At 68.9% G+C, this 17,769-nt stretch carries 18 protein-coding genes; 9 read left to right on the top strand and 9 right to left on the bottom strand.

Annotation, left to right across the window (positions count from 1 at the left end):
* The first annotated feature begins 270 nt into the window (after positions 1-270).
* Both OG884_RS29095 and OG884_RS29090 read left to right on the top strand, forming a co-directional pair.
* Entirely contained in the window at positions 271-1,995 is a 1,725-nt protein-coding gene (locus tag OG884_RS29095; RefSeq protein ID WP_326638118.1) for a DEDD exonuclease domain-containing protein, read from the top strand.
* A gap of 43 nt (positions 1,996-2,038) precedes the next feature.
* On the top strand, positions 2,039-2,326 hold the full coding sequence (locus OG884_RS29090; protein WP_326638116.1) for an Lrp/AsnC family transcriptional regulator: 288 nt from the start codon (positions 2,039-2,041) through the stop codon (positions 2,324-2,326).
* On the opposite strand, the gene OG884_RS29085 is transcribed toward OG884_RS29090, so the two are convergent.
* The 3 genes from OG884_RS29085 to OG884_RS29075 all read right to left on the bottom strand — a co-directional run bounded on the left by OG884_RS29085 (position 2,269) and on the right by OG884_RS29075 (position 4,958).
* Entirely contained in the window at positions 2,269-3,198 is a 930-nt protein-coding gene (locus OG884_RS29085) for a sensor histidine kinase (protein WP_326638115.1), read from the bottom strand. The two genes, OG884_RS29090 and OG884_RS29085, sit on opposite strands and share 58 nt — an antisense overlap.
* A 236-nt stretch (positions 3,199-3,434) precedes the next feature.
* Positions 3,435-4,541 carry an anthranilate phosphoribosyltransferase gene (gene trpD / locus OG884_RS29080; protein ID WP_326638114.1) on the bottom strand — a complete coding sequence of 369 codons (1,107 nt, stop codon included), beginning with the start codon at positions 4,539-4,541 and terminating at the stop codon, positions 3,435-3,437.
* A gap of 18 nt (positions 4,542-4,559) precedes the next feature.
* Entirely contained in the window at positions 4,560-4,958 is a 399-nt protein-coding gene (locus OG884_RS29075; protein ID WP_326647023.1) for a hypothetical protein, read from the bottom strand.
* Between the two features lie 195 nt (positions 4,959-5,153).
* On the opposite strand from OG884_RS29075, the gene ctaE reads away from it, so the two are divergent.
* From ctaE to qcrB, 4 genes are read left to right on the top strand one after another with little or no spacing between them, the layout of a single operon-like run.
* Positions 5,154-5,771, top strand: coding sequence for an aa3-type cytochrome oxidase subunit III (gene ctaE / locus OG884_RS29070; RefSeq protein WP_326638113.1), 618 nt, complete (start codon positions 5,154-5,156; stop codon positions 5,769-5,771).
* Positions 5,772-5,787: 16 nt separating this feature from the next.
* Positions 5,788-6,627 carry a cytochrome bc1 complex diheme cytochrome c subunit gene (qcrC, locus tag OG884_RS29065; protein WP_326638112.1) on the top strand — a complete coding sequence of 280 codons (840 nt, stop codon included), beginning with the start codon at positions 5,788-5,790 and terminating at the stop codon, positions 6,625-6,627.
* Positions 6,624-7,736, top strand: coding sequence for a cytochrome bc1 complex Rieske iron-sulfur subunit (qcrA, locus tag OG884_RS29060; RefSeq protein ID WP_326638110.1), 1,113 nt, complete (start codon positions 6,624-6,626; stop codon positions 7,734-7,736). Before qcrC ends, qcrA begins: the two co-directional genes overlap by 4 nt.
* Positions 7,733-9,379 carry a cytochrome bc1 complex cytochrome b subunit gene (gene qcrB, locus OG884_RS29055; protein ID WP_326638108.1) on the top strand — a complete coding sequence of 549 codons (1,647 nt, stop codon included), beginning with the start codon at positions 7,733-7,735 and terminating at the stop codon, positions 9,377-9,379. The genes qcrA and qcrB overlap by 4 nt, the downstream gene beginning before the upstream one ends.
* A gap of 276 nt (positions 9,380-9,655) precedes the next feature.
* On the opposite strand, the gene OG884_RS29050 is transcribed toward qcrB, so the two are convergent.
* The 4 genes from OG884_RS29050 to ctaC form a co-directional block, all read right to left on the bottom strand.
* Positions 9,656-10,885, bottom strand: coding sequence for a L,D-transpeptidase (locus OG884_RS29050; protein ID WP_326638106.1), 1,230 nt, complete (start codon positions 10,883-10,885; stop codon positions 9,656-9,658).
* A 155-nt stretch (positions 10,886-11,040) separates the two neighbouring features.
* Positions 11,041-11,436, bottom strand: a complete 396-nt coding sequence (locus tag OG884_RS29045; RefSeq protein ID WP_326638105.1) for a cytochrome c oxidase subunit 4 — start codon at positions 11,434-11,436, stop codon at positions 11,041-11,043.
* The gene (gene ctaD, locus OG884_RS29040; protein WP_326638103.1) at positions 11,433-13,094 is read right to left on the bottom strand and encodes an aa3-type cytochrome oxidase subunit I; all 1,662 of its coding nucleotides are present in this window, start codon (positions 13,092-13,094) and stop codon (positions 11,433-11,435) included. Before ctaD ends, OG884_RS29045 begins: the two co-directional genes overlap by 4 nt.
* The gene (gene ctaC / locus OG884_RS29035; RefSeq protein WP_326638101.1) at positions 13,091-13,840 is read right to left on the bottom strand and encodes an aa3-type cytochrome oxidase subunit II; all 750 of its coding nucleotides are present in this window, start codon (positions 13,838-13,840) and stop codon (positions 13,091-13,093) included. Before ctaC ends, ctaD begins: the two co-directional genes overlap by 4 nt.
* A 216-nt stretch (positions 13,841-14,056) precedes the next feature.
* Between ctaC and OG884_RS29030 the strand changes: the two genes are divergently transcribed.
* The 3 genes from OG884_RS29030 (at position 14,057) to OG884_RS29020 (ending at position 15,972) form a co-directional block, all read left to right on the top strand.
* The gene (locus OG884_RS29030; protein ID WP_326638100.1) at positions 14,057-15,193 is read left to right on the top strand and encodes a cysteine desulfurase family protein; all 1,137 of its coding nucleotides are present in this window, start codon (positions 14,057-14,059) and stop codon (positions 15,191-15,193) included.
* A 25-nt stretch (positions 15,194-15,218) separates the two neighbouring features.
* Positions 15,219-15,488, top strand: coding sequence for a sulfurtransferase TusA family protein (locus OG884_RS29025; protein WP_326638099.1), 270 nt, complete (start codon positions 15,219-15,221; stop codon positions 15,486-15,488).
* 88 nt (positions 15,489-15,576) lie between these two features.
* Entirely contained in the window at positions 15,577-15,972 is a 396-nt protein-coding gene (locus OG884_RS29020) for a CBS domain-containing protein (protein ID WP_442811546.1), read from the top strand.
* Positions 15,973-16,234: 262 nt separating this feature from the next.
* On the opposite strand, the gene OG884_RS29015 is transcribed toward OG884_RS29020, so the two are convergent.
* Positions 16,235-17,221, bottom strand: a complete 987-nt coding sequence (locus tag OG884_RS29015) for a carbohydrate kinase family protein (RefSeq protein ID WP_326638094.1) — start codon at positions 17,219-17,221, stop codon at positions 16,235-16,237.
* A 149-nt stretch (positions 17,222-17,370) separates the two neighbouring features.
* Entirely contained in the window at positions 17,371-17,724 is a 354-nt protein-coding gene (locus tag OG884_RS29010) for a HesB/IscA family protein (protein WP_030910261.1), read from the bottom strand.
* Between the last annotated feature and the right edge of the window lie 45 nt (positions 17,725-17,769).

Raw genomic sequence — 17,769 nt, 5'->3', positions numbered from 1 at the left:
TTATGGACAAGCGCTTGCTCTTAGGTTACGACTGTGCGGATCGCCTTGTGACGCACGCCACCCGGGAGAGCGCGATGGACCGACAGCGCCGGCAGGCCGAGGACATGCGGACATCCACCTGCGACCTCGAAGAGTTACCCGAACGAATGCCGGACGGGAGCCACTGGAGTTGACGCCTTCCCCGCGCGAGGACCACGGGTGTCCGGCGCGGCCGGCGCCGGGAAAGCCCGGTGCGGCGAATGTCGGTCGGGGCTTCTATGGTCGTGAATCGTGAACTACGCCGTACAGGGAACACTCGACGAGCTGGGCACACCGCTCAGCCAGGTCACCTTCGTCGTGTTCGACCTGGAGACCACCGGCGTCTCGGCGGGCGAGCACGCGATCACCGAGATCGGTGCGGTCAAGGTCAGGGGCGGTGAGGTGCTCGGCGAGTTCGGCACCCTGGTCGACCCCGGTTCACCGATCCCGCCCTTCATCTCGGTGCTGACCGGCATCACCGACAGCATGGTCGTGGCCGCGCCGAGGATCGAGTCGGTGCTGCCGTCCTTCCTGGAGTTCGCCGCGGGCTCCACCCTGGTGGCGCACAACGCCGGATTCGACCTGGGGTTCATCAGGGCGGCCTGCGCCGCGCACGGGTATCCACCGCCCGCCCATCAGGTGGTCGACACCGTCGACCTGGCCCGCAAGCTGCTGACCCGTGACGAGGCGCCGAACTGCAAGCTGTCCACGCTGGCCGCGATCTTCAGTCACACCGAGCCCTGCCACCGGGCGCTCGCCGACGCGCGGGCCACGGTCGACGTGCTGCACGCCCTGCTGGAGCGGGCGGGCTCCTTCGGGGTGCAGACGCTGGAGGAGCTCAAGGGCTTCGTCCGCGCGCCCACCCCCGAGCAGCGCCGCAAGCGACACCTGGCCGACTCGGTGCCGACGGGACCCGGCGTCTACGTCTTCGAGGACTCCGGCGGCGACCCGCTCTACGTCGGTAAGAGCACCAACCTGCGCAACCGCGTGCGCGGTTACTTCACCGCGAGCGAGACCCGGCCCCGCGTCCGCGAGATGATCGGCATCGCCGCGCGGGTCAGGTCCATCGCCTGCGCGACCCCGCTGGAGGCGGAGGTCAGGGAACTCAGGCTGATCGGCTCGGCCAAGCCCCGCTACAACCGCAGGTCGCGCCATCCGGAGAAGATGTTCTGGCTCAAGCTGACCGACGAACTCTTCCCCCGCCTGTCGGTGGTCCGCGAGGTCAAGGACGACGAGGCCTCCTACCTGGGCCCGTTCACCAGCACCCGCGCCGCCGAGGACGCCCGCACCGCGCTGCACGAGACGATCCCGCTGCGGCAGTGCACCGAGCGGATCACTCCGCGTACCAGGCGCTCCGCCTGCGCGCTCGCCGAGATCGGCAGGTGCGGAGCGCCGTGCGAGGGGCGTGAGACCCCCGGCGAGTACGCGGTGCACGTCGTGGCTGCGCGCCGGGCACTGGAGCTGGACGCGGCCGGCGTCTTCTCCGCCATGGAGGCCAGGATGGAGCGCCTGGCCCTCGACCAGCGCTACGAGGAGGCCGCGGCCGACCGCGACCGGCTCGCCGCCTACGTCCGCACCTCGGCCCGCATGCAGCGGCTGCGGTCGCTGACCTCCATCTCCCAGATGGTCGCGGCCGCCCCCGTGGCGAGCGGCGACTGGGAGATCCACGTCATCCGGTACGGGCGGCTCGCCTCGGCCGGGGTGATGCCGAAGGGCGCCCACCCCACCCCGTTCGTCGAGGCGCTGACGGCCACCGCCGAGACGGTGCCGCCCGGCCCCGGGCCGGTCCACGCCGCCAGCGCCGAGGAGACCGAGTGCGTCCTGCGCTGGCTGGAGTCCCCCGGGGTGCGGCTGGTGCAGGTGGAGGGGACCTGGAGCCTGCCCGCCTCGGGTGCCGGCCGGCTCAAGGCCCGCATCGACCGCGCCTACCAGGCTGCCGAGCCGCGCCGGGCGCGCGAGGGCCGTCCGCTGCGCTGATAGCGTCAAAGGCGGCAGGCAATACTCAACGAGGAGGAAGCTCGTGGTCACCGCGATCGTTCACATCAACGCCGAGGTGGACCGGATCCCCGAGGTCGCCCAGACGATCGCCGAGATCGACGGGGTGAGCGAGGTCTACTCCATAACCGGGGAGTACGACCTGATGGCCATGGTCCGCGTCACCGCCTACGAGGAGATCGCCGAGGTCGTCCCCGGCCGGATCAACAAGGTGGCGGGGGTGCTGCACACCGAGACCAACATCGCCTTCCGCGCCTACTCCCGCCACGATCTGGACGCCGCCTTCTCGATCGGCCTCGGCGAGTCCGACTGACCCGCGCCGGCGGGGCGGGGGCGAGGGCGGGTCGGTTCGAGGTCGGTGACGTCCCCCTTGGCCGCGCGGGCGACGTCCGGGCCCACCTCGCCCGTGGTGGGCAGCCTCGCCCGCACCTCGAACCCCCCTCCGGGCAGGGTCCCGGCCGCCAGCGTCCCGCCGAACAGGGCGGCCCGCTCACGCATGCCGAGCAGGCCGTGTCCCGCGGTCGCCGAGGGATCGGCCCGGCCGTCGTCCCGTACGAGCACGTCGAGGATGCCCGGCCGCCAGCGCAGCGTGACGCGGGCCGAGCGGGCGCCGGCGTGTCGCAGGGTGTTGGCGAGCGCCTCCTGGACGATGCGGTAGGCCACCAGCTCAAGGGTGAGCCCGATCTCGATGGGCCTGCCGTCCTCGACCATGTCCACGGGCAGGCCCTCCGCGTCTACCCGGGCGAACAGGTCCCGAAGGTCGGACAGCCTGGGCTGGGGCGTCCTGCCCGCGGAGGAGCCGTCGAGGTCGAGCAGTGACAGGGTGCGCTGGAGCTCGACGAGCGTCTGGCGCCCCGACTCCTCGGCCACCCGCAGGGTCTTCCTGGCCCGCTCGGGGTCCTTGTCCATGATCATCCGTCCGGCGCCCACGCCGAGGGTCATCATGCTGATCCCGTGGGCGACCACGTCGTTCAGTTCGCGGGCGATGCGCGCCCGCCTCTCCGCGAACTGGGCGCGGACCAGTGCCTCCTGCTGACCGACGAACCTGTCCTCTACGGACCGGAGCCTCAGCAGCAGGAGCCTGCGCTCCCACACCAGGCTCGCGACGGCCACGCACAGTCCGAGCACCACACAGGCCAGCAGGACGGGAAACATCTGCTCGCTCAGGGGGTCAGCACGCCACATGAACGCAATCTAGAACGGCGCCTCCGGGTGTCACATCCGCTCCCGGGCGGATCTTCCATCCCCCCGGGAGCGGAGAGACGTCCAGTGCGGGGACGGCCCGGACGTCGCCCGCCGCTCCTTGGAGCGGTGGGCGGGTGCCCACGCCCAAGGAGGTTCGACGACGCTCCCGGGAGGACTCACTCCCGGGAGGACTCACGACGACGGCCGGGTGGCTCGTCCCGCGAGGCGAGGGCGGCTCAGGACTGCTTCGACGACCGGCTGACCGCGATCCAGCGGTCGAGGGTCTCGGCGGCGGCACCGGAGTCGACGGCCCGCATCGCACGCTCGTAGCCCGCGGCCATCCCGGCGTTCAGGTCGCCGGCGGCACCGTCGCCGGCGGCACCGTCGAGGGCGGCACCGTCGATGGCGGCACCGTCGATGGCGGCACCGTCGAGGGCGACCAGCGCGGCCGCGGCGTTCAGCAGCACCGCGTCGCGGACCGGGCCGGCTTTCCCGCCGACCAGATCGTGCACGGCCCTGGCGTTGAAGGCCACGTCCCCGCCGCGCAACGCGTCGGGTGCCGCCCGGGGGATGTCGAGGACCGCCGGATCGAAGACGGTCTGCTCCGCGCCGCCCTCGCGCACCACCCAGACCGAGGAGGTCGTGGCGGTGGTGAGCTCGTCCAGCCCGTCGTCGCCCCGGAAGACCAGGGCGGAGACCCCGCGCTCGGCGAAGACTCCGGCGACGACGGGGAGCATGCCCGCGTCGAAGATGCCGATCGCCTGGGCGGCGGGCCTGGCCGGGTTGGTCAGCGGGCCCAGGAAGTTGAAGACCGTGGGGACGCCGAGCTCCTTGCGCGGCGGGCCCGCGAAGCGGAACGCCGGGTGGTAGACCGGCGCGAAGCAGAAGGCGATGCCGGCCTCCACCGCGACTCTGGCGGTGTCGGCCGGGGGCAGGTCGAGCACGATTCCCAGGTGTTCCAGGACGTCGGCGGCGCCGCACGAGGAGGAGGCGGCCCGGTTGCCGTGCTTGACGACCCTGGCCCCCGCCGCGGCGGCCACGATCGCGGCCATGGTGGAGACGTTGACGGTATGTGCCCGGTCACCGCCGGTGCCGACGATGTCGACCACGGGGCCCTCGACCGTCAGCGGGGTGGCCAGCTCCAGCATCGTCCGCGCCAGTCCGGTCACCTCCGCGACCGTCTCGCCCTTCGCCCGCAGCGCCACCGCGAAGCCCGCGAACTGGGCGGGCGTGGCGGAGCCGGACATGATCTGGTTCATCGCCCAGGCGGTCTCGTCCGCGGTCAGGTGCTCGCCCGCGAGCAGGGCGGACAACAGCGCCGGCCAGGTGGTGCGCGCGTCCATGCAGGTCTCCAGGAGGTTTTACCGGGCGGTCAGACGGGTGGACAGGCGGCGGCGCATCAGGTCGGCGACGGTCTCCGCGAGGACTACCGGGTCGATCGGCTGCGGCACGACGGCCTCGGCGCGTGACCACTCGGCCAGCCAGCGGTCGTCACGGCGGGCGATCAGCAGGCAGATCGGCGGGCAGTCGTGGACCTCGTCCTTGGCCTGGCGGGCCACCCCCATGCCGCCCGCCGGCTGGGCCTCGGCGTCGAGCACGGCGACGTCGATCTCACCGGAGTCGAAGTGCTGGACGACCTTGGCGTGGGTGGCGCACTCCACGATCTCCACGAGGGGCACGTCGTCGGCGGGGCGGCGGCCGAGTGCCTGCCGCACCTTCTCGCGGGTGCTCGCGTCGTCGCTGTAGACGAGGACCCTCATCTTGTCGTCGGTGCTCACGGTCGCGCTCACTATCCCTCGTCGATGTATGGTCACCTGGGATGCTACCGGTCAGCCGACCTGGAGACCCAGGCCGGAGCCACAGCTGAGCAAATTGCCCTATACGTCCACTTTTTAGTGGCGTGTACACCTCCTATCGGGGGGTCGTGCGGCGACCCGAGCAGCAGAGCCGCAATAATGCTGCCCGTGGCGACAGCATCCGCAATCTCAACGACGACGACAGCACACTCGTCCCGCAGACCCGATCTGGTCAGCGTCGGGACGATCGTCTGGCTGTCCTCCGAGCTCATGTTCTTCGCGGCGCTGTTCGCGATGTACTTCACCATCCGGTCGGTGAGCCTCAGCCAGGGAATGCCCTGGCCGGAGGCCCACCTGAACGTCCCCTTCGCCCTGGGCAACACGATCATCCTGGTCCTGTCGAGTGTGACCTGCCAGCTGGGCGTGTGGGCGGCAGAGAAGGGCCAGGTCGCCAAGCTGCGTTTCTGGTACATCGTCAGCTTCCTGATGGGCTCCGTGTTCGTGGCGGGCCAGCTGTACGAGTACAACGAGCTGGTCCACGAGGGACACACCCTGTCGCACACCGCGTACGACTCGGTGTTCTACCTGACCACGGGCTTCCACGGCCTCCACGTGACCGGTGGACTGATCGCGTTCCTCTTCATGCTGGGACGCACGTACGCCGCGAAGCGCTTCACCCGTGAGCAGGCGACCAGCGCGATCGTCGTGTCCTACTACTGGCACTTCGTCGACGTGGTCTGGATCGCCCTTTTCGTGACCATCTATGGAATTCAATAAGGAATCGGGGATCTCTGTGAATAGGATCACCGCTGGGCGGCGGCATCCCCTCGCGAGATACGCCGTCCTGCTCCTGGCCCTGGCCCTGATCGGCGGGGTCTACACCGTTGCCCTGACGGTCACCTCCAGCAGGCAGGCCGACGCCGCCATCGCGTCCGGCAGGGCCGACGACGTGGCCGAGGGCAAGAAGCTCTTCGAGCAGAGCTGCTCCAGCTGCCACGGGCTCAACGCCGAGGGCACCGCCCAGGGGCCGACCCTGATCGGCGTCGGCGCCGCCTCGGTGGACTTCCAGGTCAGCAGCGGCCGCATGCCCCTGGCCAACCCCGGCGCGCAGGCACCTCGCAAACCCCTGGCGCCGTGGGTCGCCAAGACCAAGCTTCCCGACGGCACCTATCTCGCCGTCAGGCAGCTCAGCGCCTACATCCAGTCACTCGGCGGCGGTCCGGCCGTGCCGAGCGCCGAGCAGGTCGACCCCGCCAAGGGCGACAAGGCCAGGGGCGGCGAGCTGTTCCGTGCGAACTGCATCCAGTGCCACAACTTCGTCGGCTCCGGCGGCGCCCTGACCCAGGGCAAGTACGCTCCGCCGCTCGACCAGTCCACTCCGACGCAGATCTACGAGGCCATGGCCACCGGCCCCCAGGCGATGCCGGTGTTCAACGACAGCATCATCACTCCCGAGCAGAAGCGGGACATGATCGCCTACATCGTGGGCGTGCGTGAGGAGCCCAACCCGGGCGGCGCCGGTCTGGGCCGTATCGGCCCGGTCACCGAGGGTCTGGTGGCCTGGGTCGTCGGACTCAGCCTCCTCTCCCTGGCCGCCATCTGGATCACCGCGAAGAGGCGACAGGCCAAATGACTGAGAACAATCACGGCATCGAACAGCCGGAGGAACGCGTGCCAAGGCGCGTCATCGGCACCCCCCCGCCCGCGGCGAGCACCTCCCTGCTCGGCGCCGAGGAGCCTGCGGCGACTGACGTCGTGCGGGTTCCCGGCGTGACCCCGCAGGACGAGACGACCGCGAAGAAGGGCGAGAAGTACGCCGCCCTCTGCTTCCTCGTCGCCTTCCTGGCCGGCATCGGCTTCGTGGTGTCGTACGTCGTCTTCCAGGTCGGCGACATCGAGAAGACGCAGGTCTCCAACCTCGCGCTGGGCGGCACGCTCACGCTGGCCCTGCTCGGGCTGGCCGCGGGCATGGTGACCTGGGTCCGCATGGTCATGCCCAAGTACAACCTGGTCCAGGAGCGCCACCCGATGGCCTCCGACGCCGAGACCCGGTCCTACGTCGGCGAGACCTTCCTGCAGGGCGCGGCCGAGAGCGGCATCACCAAGCGCCCGCTGCTGCGCCGCACCCTGCTGGCGGCGGCCGCCCCGCTCGGCCTGGCCCCGCTGGTCCTGCTGCGCGACCTCGGCCCGAGCTACAAGGACTTCCCCGCCAAGCTGCGGCACACCGTCTGGGGGGAGAAGACCAAGGACGGCAAGTTCCGCAAGCTCCTCGTCGAGGGCAGCGGCTCGCCCATCCGGGCTGCCGACTTCAACTCCCCCGGCGGCATCCTCTCCGTGGTGCCCGAGGGATACGAGCACGACCTGAACGCGCTGGCCAAGGCCACCCTGATCCTGATCAAGTTCCGCCCCGAAGAGCTCAAGTCCGGGACGAACCTGAACTGGACCCACGACGGGATCGTGGCGTACTCCAAGATCTGCACGCACGTCGGCTGCCCCGCGGCCCTGTACGAGCAGACCACGCACCACATCCTGTGCCCGTGTCATCAGTCGACCTTCGACGCCGCCGACGGAGCCAAGGTCATCTTCGGTCCGGCGGCCCGGCCGCTGCCCCAGCTGCCGATCGCCGTGGACGACGAGGGGTACCTCGTGGCGACGGCGGACTTCCCCGTCCCCGTCGGTCCCAGTTTCTGGGAACGTGGCGACGCCGAGGCCGAGGCCCGTGAGAAGGGAGCCCAATCATGAGCACCCAGGACGTTCCGAAGCCCATCGCGGGCGCGGGCAACTTCGTCGACGACCGCATCGGGGCGGGGAACTTCCTGCGGCGGAACCTGCGGAAGATCTTCCCCGACCACTGGTCGTTCCTGCTCGGTGAGATCGCGCTCTACTCGTTCATCATCCTGCTGCTGACCGGCACGTTCCTGACGTTCTTCTTCAAGCCCAGCATGGGCCACGTGGAGTACACCGGCTCGTACGGCCCGCTGCAGGGCGTCATGATGTCCGAGGCGTACGCGTCGTCGCTGGCGATCAGCTTCGACGTGCGCGGCGGTCTGCTGATGCGGCAGATGCACCATTGGGCCGCGCTGCTGTTCATCGGCGGCATGATGGTGCACGCGCTGCGGGTGTTCTTCACCGGCGCCTACCGCAAGCCGCGCGAGCTGAACTGGCTGATCGGCGTGCTGCTGCTGACGCTGGCGCTGGCCGCGGGGCTGACCGGCTACTCCCTCCCCGACGACCTGCTCTCCGGCGCCGGTCTGCGGATCACCGAGGGTGTGGCGATCTCGCTGCCGCTGGTCGGCACCTGGATCACGTTCTTCCTCTTCGGCGGCGAGTACCCCGGCGTGGACATCGTCTCCCGGTTCTACTCGCTGCACATCCTGCTCATCCCGGGCATCCTGCTGGCGCTCATCTCGGCTCACATGATCCTGATGTGGGTCCAGAAGCACACGCAGATGCCGGGCAAGGGCCGCACGAACGAGAACGTGGTGGGCGCGCCGTTCTACCCGGCCTTCATGATCAAGGCCGGCGCCTACTTCATGTTCACGTTCGGGGTCATCGCGCTGCTGGGCACCTTCGCCCAGATCAACCCGATCTGGCTGTACGGCCCCTACACCCCGGCCGACATCTCGGCGGGCTCGCAGCCCGACTTCTACATGGGCTTCCTCGAAGGCGCGCTCCGTCTGATGCCCGCCTGGGAGATCAACGTCCTGGGCTTCACGCTGCCGATGAGCGTGCTGATCCCGGCGCTGGTGCCGATGGGCATCATCATGACGGGCCTGGCGCTGTACCCGTTCATCGAGCAGTGGGTCACCGGAGACCGCCGCGAGCACCACGTCGTGGACCGTCCCCGCAACAACCCGCACCGCACCTCGATCGGCATTTCCGCGATGACCTTCTACGGGGTCCTGTGGCTGCTCGGCGCCAACGACGAGATCGCCGCGTTCTTCCAGGTGTCGCTGAACTGGACGACCTACGTCGGCCGGGTCCTGATCTTCGTCGGTCCGGCGATCGCCTACTACGTCACCTACCGGGTCTGCCTGGGCCTGCAGCGCGCCGACGCGGCCATCATCGGCCACGGCGTGGAGTCCGGCGTGATCAAGCGACTGCCGCACGGCGAGTACATCGAGGTCCACGTCCCGCCCAACGAGGCCATCGAGGCCCACATGCGGGGCAAGGAGCCGATCCCGGTCATCACCGCCGGCGGCGGCGGAGACGACGGCATCCCGTCCAAGGCGATGCGCGGCCCGCTTGGCAAGCTTCGCGCCAAGATGAGCACGGCCTACGGCGGCGAGAAGATCCCGCTCGACGACGGCCACGGCCACGGTGAGGGCCACGATGAGCACGCGGCGGTCGGCCAGGGCGGAGACGACAAGTCCCTGACCCACTGACCCACCCGCGGCTGACGCCACACGAGGGGCCCGGACACCGCACGGTGTCCGGGCCCCTACGTCTTTTCGCGCCCTTTCCGGGAAAAGGCACCGACCCCGGCCTCAGAAGGCCCTCCCGAGGCCCTCAGGGGTCCTCGGGGGTCGGGGGTCCTCGGGGGTCCTCAGGAGGGCCTTGGCCTCCCGGCCCCGCGCGTTCCCTTTGGCCGGCACCACGTCGCCCTCTGCCCTCAGTGGGACCGGGCGGGCACCTCCGCGCCTCGCCACAGCACCGCGGACTCAGACGTCGTCGGTGGTGAAGTGCTTGAGGCTGCTCCACTTGAGCCATTCCCGCCAGCTCTCCTGCCAGTGACCCCAGCCGTTGGTGGGCTCCAGGGCGCGGGGCGAGCCGGTGATGATGATCGGGTCCCCGATCAGGGTGTTGTCGAGGAACCACTTGGCGTTGCTCGGGCTGACGTTGACGCAGCCGTGGCTGACGTTGGAGTAGCCCTGGGACCCGACCGACCACGGGGCGCTGTGGATGTACTCGCCGCTGTTGGAGATGCGGACCGTGTTGTAGACGGTCAGCTGGTAGTAGCCGGGCGAGCCGGGCCCGATGCCCGGAGAGGTCATCACCGTGACGTTCTCCCGGGACATGGCCAGGTGCACGCCGCTGGTCGTGTGGTACTTCCAGACACCGCCCTGGCCCGCGCTCATCGGCATCTCCCTGACGACCCTGCCGTTGCGCCGCACGGTGAGGTGGTGGGAGGGGATGGTGCCCCGGGTGATCTGCGAGCGGCCGACCTTGAAGTTGACCGTCCGGTTCGCCGCTCCGTACAGGCCGGCGCCACCGCGCACCCCTGCCAGCCGGGCCTCGACCCTGACCTTGGTGCCCGAGGGCCAGAAGTTCTTCGGGCGGAAGTGAACGTTGCGGTCGTCGAACCAGTGCCACGCCCCCAGGACCGGCCTGGAGGTACGGACGAACAGGTTGCGCTCGACGGAGACGCGGTCGGTGACGGCACGGTCGAAAGTGATCATCACCGGCATGCCCACGCCGACGGTCAGACCGGTCATGTCCCGGTCCGGCATGAGGCTCTCGATCGCGAAGGTCTCGCGGCTCTTCACCGTGGAGAAGGACGAGGTCGTCTCGGTGACGGCGCCCGCCGGATTGACCGCCGTCACCGAGACCTCGTAGGAGGCTCCTGGAGCCGCCGTACCGCGGCTGCGCCACTGTGTACCGTCGGCGCTGAGAACGCCCGGCAGAGAGCCTTTGGCGCCCTTCACGGCCCTGACGGTGACCGACTTCAGGGTGCCGCCCTCCACCGCGACCAGGACGGGGGTGTCCGTGGGCACTCCCCTGGCCCCCTTGAGCGGTGCCACGGTGACCACGGCGGCGGCGGACTCCGCCTGCTGGGACGCCTGCGGCGTCCGGTCCTGGCGTACGGCTGTGCTTGTCGAGCAGGAGGTCGTCACCAGCACGAGGGCCAGCAGTCCCGCTCCCTGGCTCGAACCACGGATCGCGTGCCCCACATGAACTCCCCTGTCCCGGACTGAACCACTGATTCAGTTATTACCCGGAGTAAGCGGTCCACCACATAAGACATCCACCCTGAGCCCCAAATAAACGCCAAAAAGCGGGCCACGGAAGTTTTTCCGTGGCCCGCTTTTCGCGGTGATACGCGGGGTCAGTGCGAGAAGTTGCCCCGGTAGTACTCGAAAACGAAACCGATCATGCTCATGATGATCGCGAACACGCCGATCAGGAACAGCCACCAGCCGATGACCAGGCCGACCCCGGCGAGCGAGACGGCCAGGCAGACGAAGAGCGGCCACCAGCTGTGCGGGCTGAAGAAGCCGAGCTCTCCGGCACCCTCGCTGATCTCGCCCTGCTTGTCGTCCTCCGGCTGATCGCCGATCCGGCGGGCCGTGTACATCAGGTAGTAGCCGATCATGAGCGCGAAGCCCACCGAGATGGCCATCGCCGTCGTGCCTACCGGCTCCTTCGACCAGTACCAGTAGACGACGTCCACGGCGGCGAAGAAGACGCCGCAGAGGATGAACAACCAGCCCTGGACCTTCATTCGTTCTCCTCCAGCTCACGGGGGGCCGGTGCGTGCGGGTACTTGAGGTCGAACGCCGGGCGCTCGGACCGGATGCGAGGCAGCGAGGTGAAGTTGTGCCTCGGCGGCGGGCAGGACGTCGCCCATTCCAGGGAGTTGCCGTAGCCCCACGGGTCGTCCACGGTGACCTGGGGTGCGGTCTTGTGGGTCTTCCACACGTTGTAGAGGAACGGCAGCGTGGAGGCGCCCAGCAGGAACGCGCCCACCGAGGAGACCATGTTGAGGTCGGTGAACCCGTCGATCGGGCTGTAGTCGGCGTAGCGGCGCGGGAAGCCCTGCGCGCCCAGCCAGTGCTGGACCAGGAAGGTCGCGTGGAAGCCGACGAACAGCGTCCAGAAGTGGATCTTGCCCAGCCTGTCGTTCAGCATCTTGCCGGTGAACTTGGGCCACCAGAAGTAGAAGCCGGCGAACATCGCGAACACCACGGTGCCGAACACCACGTAGTGGAAGTGCGCGACCACGAAGTAGGAGTCGGACACCTGGAAGTCCAACGGCGGGGAGGCCAGAATGACCCCGGTCAGACCACCGAACAGGAAGGTCACCAGGAAGCCGATCGAGAACAGCATCGGCGACTCGAACGACAGGTGGCCGCGCCACATGGTGCCGATCCAGTTGAAGAACTTCACCCCGGTGGGCACCGCGATGAGGAACGTCATGAAGGAGAAGAACGGCAGCAGCACCTGGCCGGTGGCGAACATGTGGTGCGCCCACACCGTGATCGACAGACCCGCGATGGCGATGGTCGCGGCCACCAGGCCGATGTAGCCGAACAGCGGCTTGCGGCTGAAGACGGGCAGGATCTCGGTCACGATGCCGAAGAACGGCAGCGCGATGATGTAGACCTCGGGATGGCCGAAGAACCAGAACAGGTGCTGCCAGAGCAGTGCCCCGCCGGTGGCGGGGTCGAAGATGTGCGTACCGAGCTTGCGGTCGGACTCCAGCGCCAGCAGCGCGGCGGCCAGCACCGGGAAGGCCATCAGCACCAGGATCGAGGTGAGCAGCACGTTCCAGGTGAACATCGGCAGGCGGAACATCGTCATGCCGGGCGCGCGCATGCACACGATCGTGGTGATGAAGTTCACCGAGCCGAGGATCGTGCCCAGACCGCTGATGGTCAGGCCGACGATCCACAGGTCGCCGCCGATTCCCGGGGAGCTGATCGCGTTCGACAGCGGGGTGTAGGCGAACCAGCCGAAGCTGGCCGCGCCGCCCGGGGTGAGGAAGCCCGACAGGGCGATGGTGCTGCCGAAGGTGAAGAGCCAGTAGCTGACCATGTTCAGCCGCGGGAAGGCGACATCGGGCGCGCCGATCTGCAGCGGCATCAGCTCGTTGGCGAACCCGGCGAACAGCGGGGTCGCGAACATCAGCAGCATGACGGTGCCGTGCATGGTGAACAGCTGGTTGAACTGCTCGTTCGTGGTCAGCTGGAGGCCCGGCTGCGCCAGCTCCGCCCGCATGATCAGCGCCATGACGCCGCCGATCAGGAAGAAGACGAACGAGGTGATCAGGTAGAGATGTCCGATGATCTTGTGATCGGTGGACGTCGCCCACTTGACGACGACCGAGCCCTTACGGGTCGGCGCCGGGGAGAGGACAAGGGGCTCGTTAAGTGCGGTCACTGGGCACCCGCCTGGCTAGCGATGTACTGGTCGAACTCGGCCTGGGGCACGAGCTTCACCGAGAAGAGCATCCGGCTGTGATCCACACCGCAGAGCTCGGCGCAGCGACCGGCGTAGACGCCTGCCTTGTTCAGCGTCTGGACCTCGAACTTGTTGGTCACACCCGGGATCACGTCGCGCTTGAAGTGGAACGCCGGGACCCAGAAGGAGTGGATGACGTCCGGCGAGTGGAGATCGAACTCGACGTTCTTCTCGACCGGCAGCACCAGCTCGGGGCCCTTGGTGTAGTCGGCCGCGGGCAGGCCCACGACCTGGACGGTCTTGCCGTTGTACTCCGTCGTGAAGCGCCAGCTCCACTGGAAGCCCTCGACCTTGACCTTCACGTCGGGCTTGCCGGACAGGGTGTTGATGTAGTTCTGGTCCCGCGCGGTGAAGAAGAAGAACACGCCGACCATGATGATCGGCACCACCGTGTAGAGGATCTCGATCGGCAGGTTGTACCGCACCTGAGGCGGCAGCTCCTCCGTGGAGTTCTTCTTCTTACGGTGGAAGGCGACGGACCAGAGGATCAGACCCCACACGACCACACCGGTGGCGAGGGCGGCGATCCACGATCCGTTCCACAGGCTCTGGACGGATTCGGACTGCTTGGTGACGCCCTCGGGCAAGCCGCCTCGGGACCATTCTTCGGCACTGCACGCCGTCAGGGAAACCAGCAGCAGCGCCAGAGCGGCAGCGCGTGGCACCCGGCGGCGGGCCAACGGACGCCGTGCGGAACGGCGGGTCGGACTCACGGATCGCCTACCCCACAGATGAAGCCCAGGAGTCACTCCTGGGCGGTCGTTTGTTCACGTTCAAGATTTGTAGTTCACAGCTTCACGCTGGGGGACACATTAGCGCGGACAACCGTCGCCCCCCCGCGCAGCCCCCGCCCGCACCGTGCGTGGTGCGACGATTGGAGCGTGGCGTACTTCGACGCGGCCTCCACTGAGCCGCTGCACCCCCAGGCTCGGGAGGCTCTCATCGCGGCCCTCGACGTCGGCTGGGCCGACCCCGCGAGGCTGTACGGTTCCGCTCGCCGGGCAAGGATGTTACTGGAACAGGCGAGGACCGAGGTCGCCGAGGCGCTGGGCGCCAGGCCCGACGAGGTCTCGTTCACCTCCTCGGGCACCCAGGCGGTGCACCTGGGCGTGCTCGGCACCCTGCACGGGCGCCGCAGGAGCGGCCGCCGCCTGGTCACCTCGGCCGTGGAGCACTCCAGCGTGCTGCACGCCGCCGGCATCCACGAGCGCGACGGCGGCTCGGTCGAGACGGTCGGCGTCGGCATCACCGGCGCCGTCGAGGCCGGCGCCTTCCGCGAGGCGGTTCTCGCCGAGGGCACCGCCCTGGCCTGCCTGCAGAGCGCCAACCACGAGGTCGGGACCGTCCAGCCGGTCGCCGAGGTGGCGGCGGCCTGCGCCGAGGCGGGGGTTCCGCTGCTGGTGGACGCCGCCCAGACCGCGGGCCGGATGCCGTTGCCCGGCGGCTGGTCGGTGCTGGCCGCGAGCGCGCACAAGTGGGGCGGCCCCGCGGGGGTCGGCGTGCTGGTGGTCCGCAAGGGCACCCGGTGGCGCAGCCCTCTGCCCGAGGACGACCGCGAGCGCCGCCGGGTCCCCGGTTTCGAGAACGTGCCGGCGATCGTCGCGGCGGCCGCCGCGCTGCGTGCCACGGTGGCCGAGTCGGCCGTGGAGTCGGCCAGGCTCTCCGCGCTGGTGGACCGCGTCAGGAGCGAGGTGCCCCGGCTGGTCTCCGACGTCGAGGTCATCGGCGATCCGGTCGTGCGAGCGCCGCACATCGTCACCTTTTCGTGTCTTTACGTGGAGGGTGAGGCGCTGCTCACCGAACTCGACAAGGCCGGATTCTCGGTATCGTCCGGCAGTTCCTGCACGGCGAGTACGCTTCGTCCATCGCATGTTCTGGAGGCCATGGGCGTGCTCACGCACGGGAACGTACGGGTGTCACTGCCCCGAGGCACCTCGGCGGCGGATGTCGACCGCTTCCTCGCCGTCCTGCCCGGCACGGTGCGCAGGATCCGCGAGGAGGCGGGAGTTAAACTGTGATCAATATTTGGGAAGTGAAGACTCCATGACGTCCAGTCAGGCCACCCCGGCGGGATCGGCCCAGAGCCCGGCACTGACCATCGACGCGCTGGGCAAGAAGTGCCCGATTCCCATCATCATGCTGGCCGAGCAGATCAACCACGTGCCGCTCAACGCGATCGTCGCGGTCCTCGCCGACGACCCCGCCGCCTTCACCGACATCCCGGCCTGGTGCCGGCTGAAGTCGCACCGCCACGTGGCCAGCTACGAGCTCCCCGAGCGCGGCTGGTCCATCCACGTGCGCCGCAACTACTGACTTGTCCTGAAACTGGGTATGACCCTCCCCGAAAATCCACCAAACGGTTCGGGGGGACAGCATGAGCGGTGAGACCGCCAGGAGTCTGATGAATACCGGAGTCCGGTGCGTGGAGGCGCACGAGACGCTCGACCGGGCCGCACAGATGATGCGCGACATGAATGTGGGCGCACTGCCCATCTGCGGCAGCGACGACCGGCTGAAGGGGATCATCACCGACCGCGACATCGTGGTCAAGTGCGTGGCCCACGGCATGGACCCGTCCAAGGTCACCGCCGGTGAGCTGGCGACCGGCCTGGTCTGGGTGTCGTCGGACGCCAGCGTCGACGAGACGCTGGCCAAGATGGAGCAGAACCAGATACGGCGGCTGCCGGTGATCGAGGACGGCCGCATCGTCGGCATGATCAGCGAGGCCGACCTGGCCAGGCATCTGCCCGACGACAAGCTCGCCGAGTTCGTGCACCGCGTCTACGCGGGCGTCTGACACCTGCCATACCGGCAATCCCGCCCGGCTGAGGTCTCCCGATGTCGGGCGGCCTCAGCCGGGCGTGGCTCACCCGCCGGCCCAGCGGTGGTTCAGGCCACCGGTGATCCCGGCGGAGCCCAGCGGGGCCCGGTGCCGTCCGGCCGGTGTCCAGGCGCCGGATCAGGCGTGCCGGATCAGACGCGGTGATTCAGACGCGGTGATATCAGACGCGGTGATTCAGACGCGGTGATTCAGGCGTGGTGATATCAGACGCGGTGATTCAGGCGTGGTGGCACTTCACGAAGCCGACCACCTCGGCCGCCGCGTCGGCGCCGTAGGCGTCGGCGAAGCGCTCCAGGAAGACCTTCTGGCCGAGTTCGTACTCCTGACCGCCGACGCGCTCCAGCACGTGGGTGGCGGTGAGGTTGCCGACCTGGCCGCAGCGCTCCAGGGACATGCCCCAGGCCAGGGCCGCCAGGAAACCGGCCCTGAAGGCGTCCCCCACGCCTGTGGGGTCCGCCTTGCCGAGCTCGGGCGCCGGGGGGATGTGCAGCGGCGGCTCGCCCTTGCGGTCGATGACGACGCCCTTGGGGCCGAGCGTGGTGACGCGGACGCCGACCCGGTCGAGGATCTCCTCGTCGGTCCAGCCGGTCTTCTGCTCGATCATGCCCTTCTCGTAGTCGTTGCCGAACAGGTAGGCGGCACCGTCGACCAGCTCGCGGATCTCCTCGCCGGGCATGCGCGCGAGTTGCTGGGAGGGGTCGGCGGCGAACGGGATCGCGCGCTGACGCGCCTCGGTGGTGTGCCTGAGCATCGCCTCGGGGTCGTTGGGGCTGATCAGCACCAGGTCCAGGCCACCGAGCCGCTGGCTGATCGGGCCGAGCTCGATGAGACGGGCCTCGGCCATCGCGCCGGTGTAGAACGACGCGATCTGGTTGTGGTCGTCGTCGGTCGTGCACAGGAAACGGGCGGTGTGGTGCATCTCGGAGATGTGGACGGAGTCGCAGTCGACTCCGTGGCGCTCCAGCCAGGAGCGGTAGTCGGCGAAGTCCGCACCGACCGCGCCGACCAGGACGGGGCGAAGACCCAGACAGCCCATGCCGAAGGCGATGTTGGCCGCGCAGCCGCCACGGCGGATCTGCAGGTCGTCCACGAGAAACGACAGGGAAATCCGATGGAGCTGATCGGCGATGAGCTGGTCGCCGAAGCGGCCCGGGAAGGTCATCAGGTGATCTGTCGCGATTGAGCCGGTGACGGCGATGCGCACGGGGTTCTTCTCCTCGTTGTCAGCATCTCTGGGAACGTGGGCGATTGAGCCACGCAAGAATACGCGACCTTGCGGGCGCGCGAAGGCCCCGCGCGGTGACGGATGTCACCACGCGGGGCCTTCCCGGTCTTGCCCGGTCGAGCGAGTCCCTAGTTGAACGAGTCTCCGCAGGCGCACGAACCCGTGGCGTTCGGGTTGTCGATCGTGAAGCCCTGCTTCTCGATCGTGTCGACGAAGTCGACTGTGGCACCCACGAGGTAGGGCGCGCTCATCCGGTCGGTGACCACGCTCACGCCGTCGAAGTCGGAGACGACGTCACCGTCCATCGAACGGTCGTCGAAGAAGAGCTGGTAACGCAGGCCGGAACAGCCGCCGGGCTGCACGGCCACGCGCAGCTGGAGGCCTTCCTCGCCCTGCTGCTCCAGCAGGCTCTTGACCTTCGCGGCGGCCGCGGAACTGAGGATCAGGCCCTGCGCCGTGGTCTCGCTGCTCTCAACCGACATGTGGTGACTCCCGCGTCTGCGTCAGCCGCTCCCCGGGAACGGCTG

It is taken from the genome of Streptosporangium sp. NBC_01755, from assembly GCF_035917995.1.
In the GTDB taxonomy this organism is placed as follows: Bacteria; Actinomycetota; Actinomycetes; order Streptosporangiales; family Streptosporangiaceae; genus Streptosporangium.
Note: the sequence above shows the minus strand (reverse complement) of the source record. Positions and strands in the feature narration are given on the sequence as shown.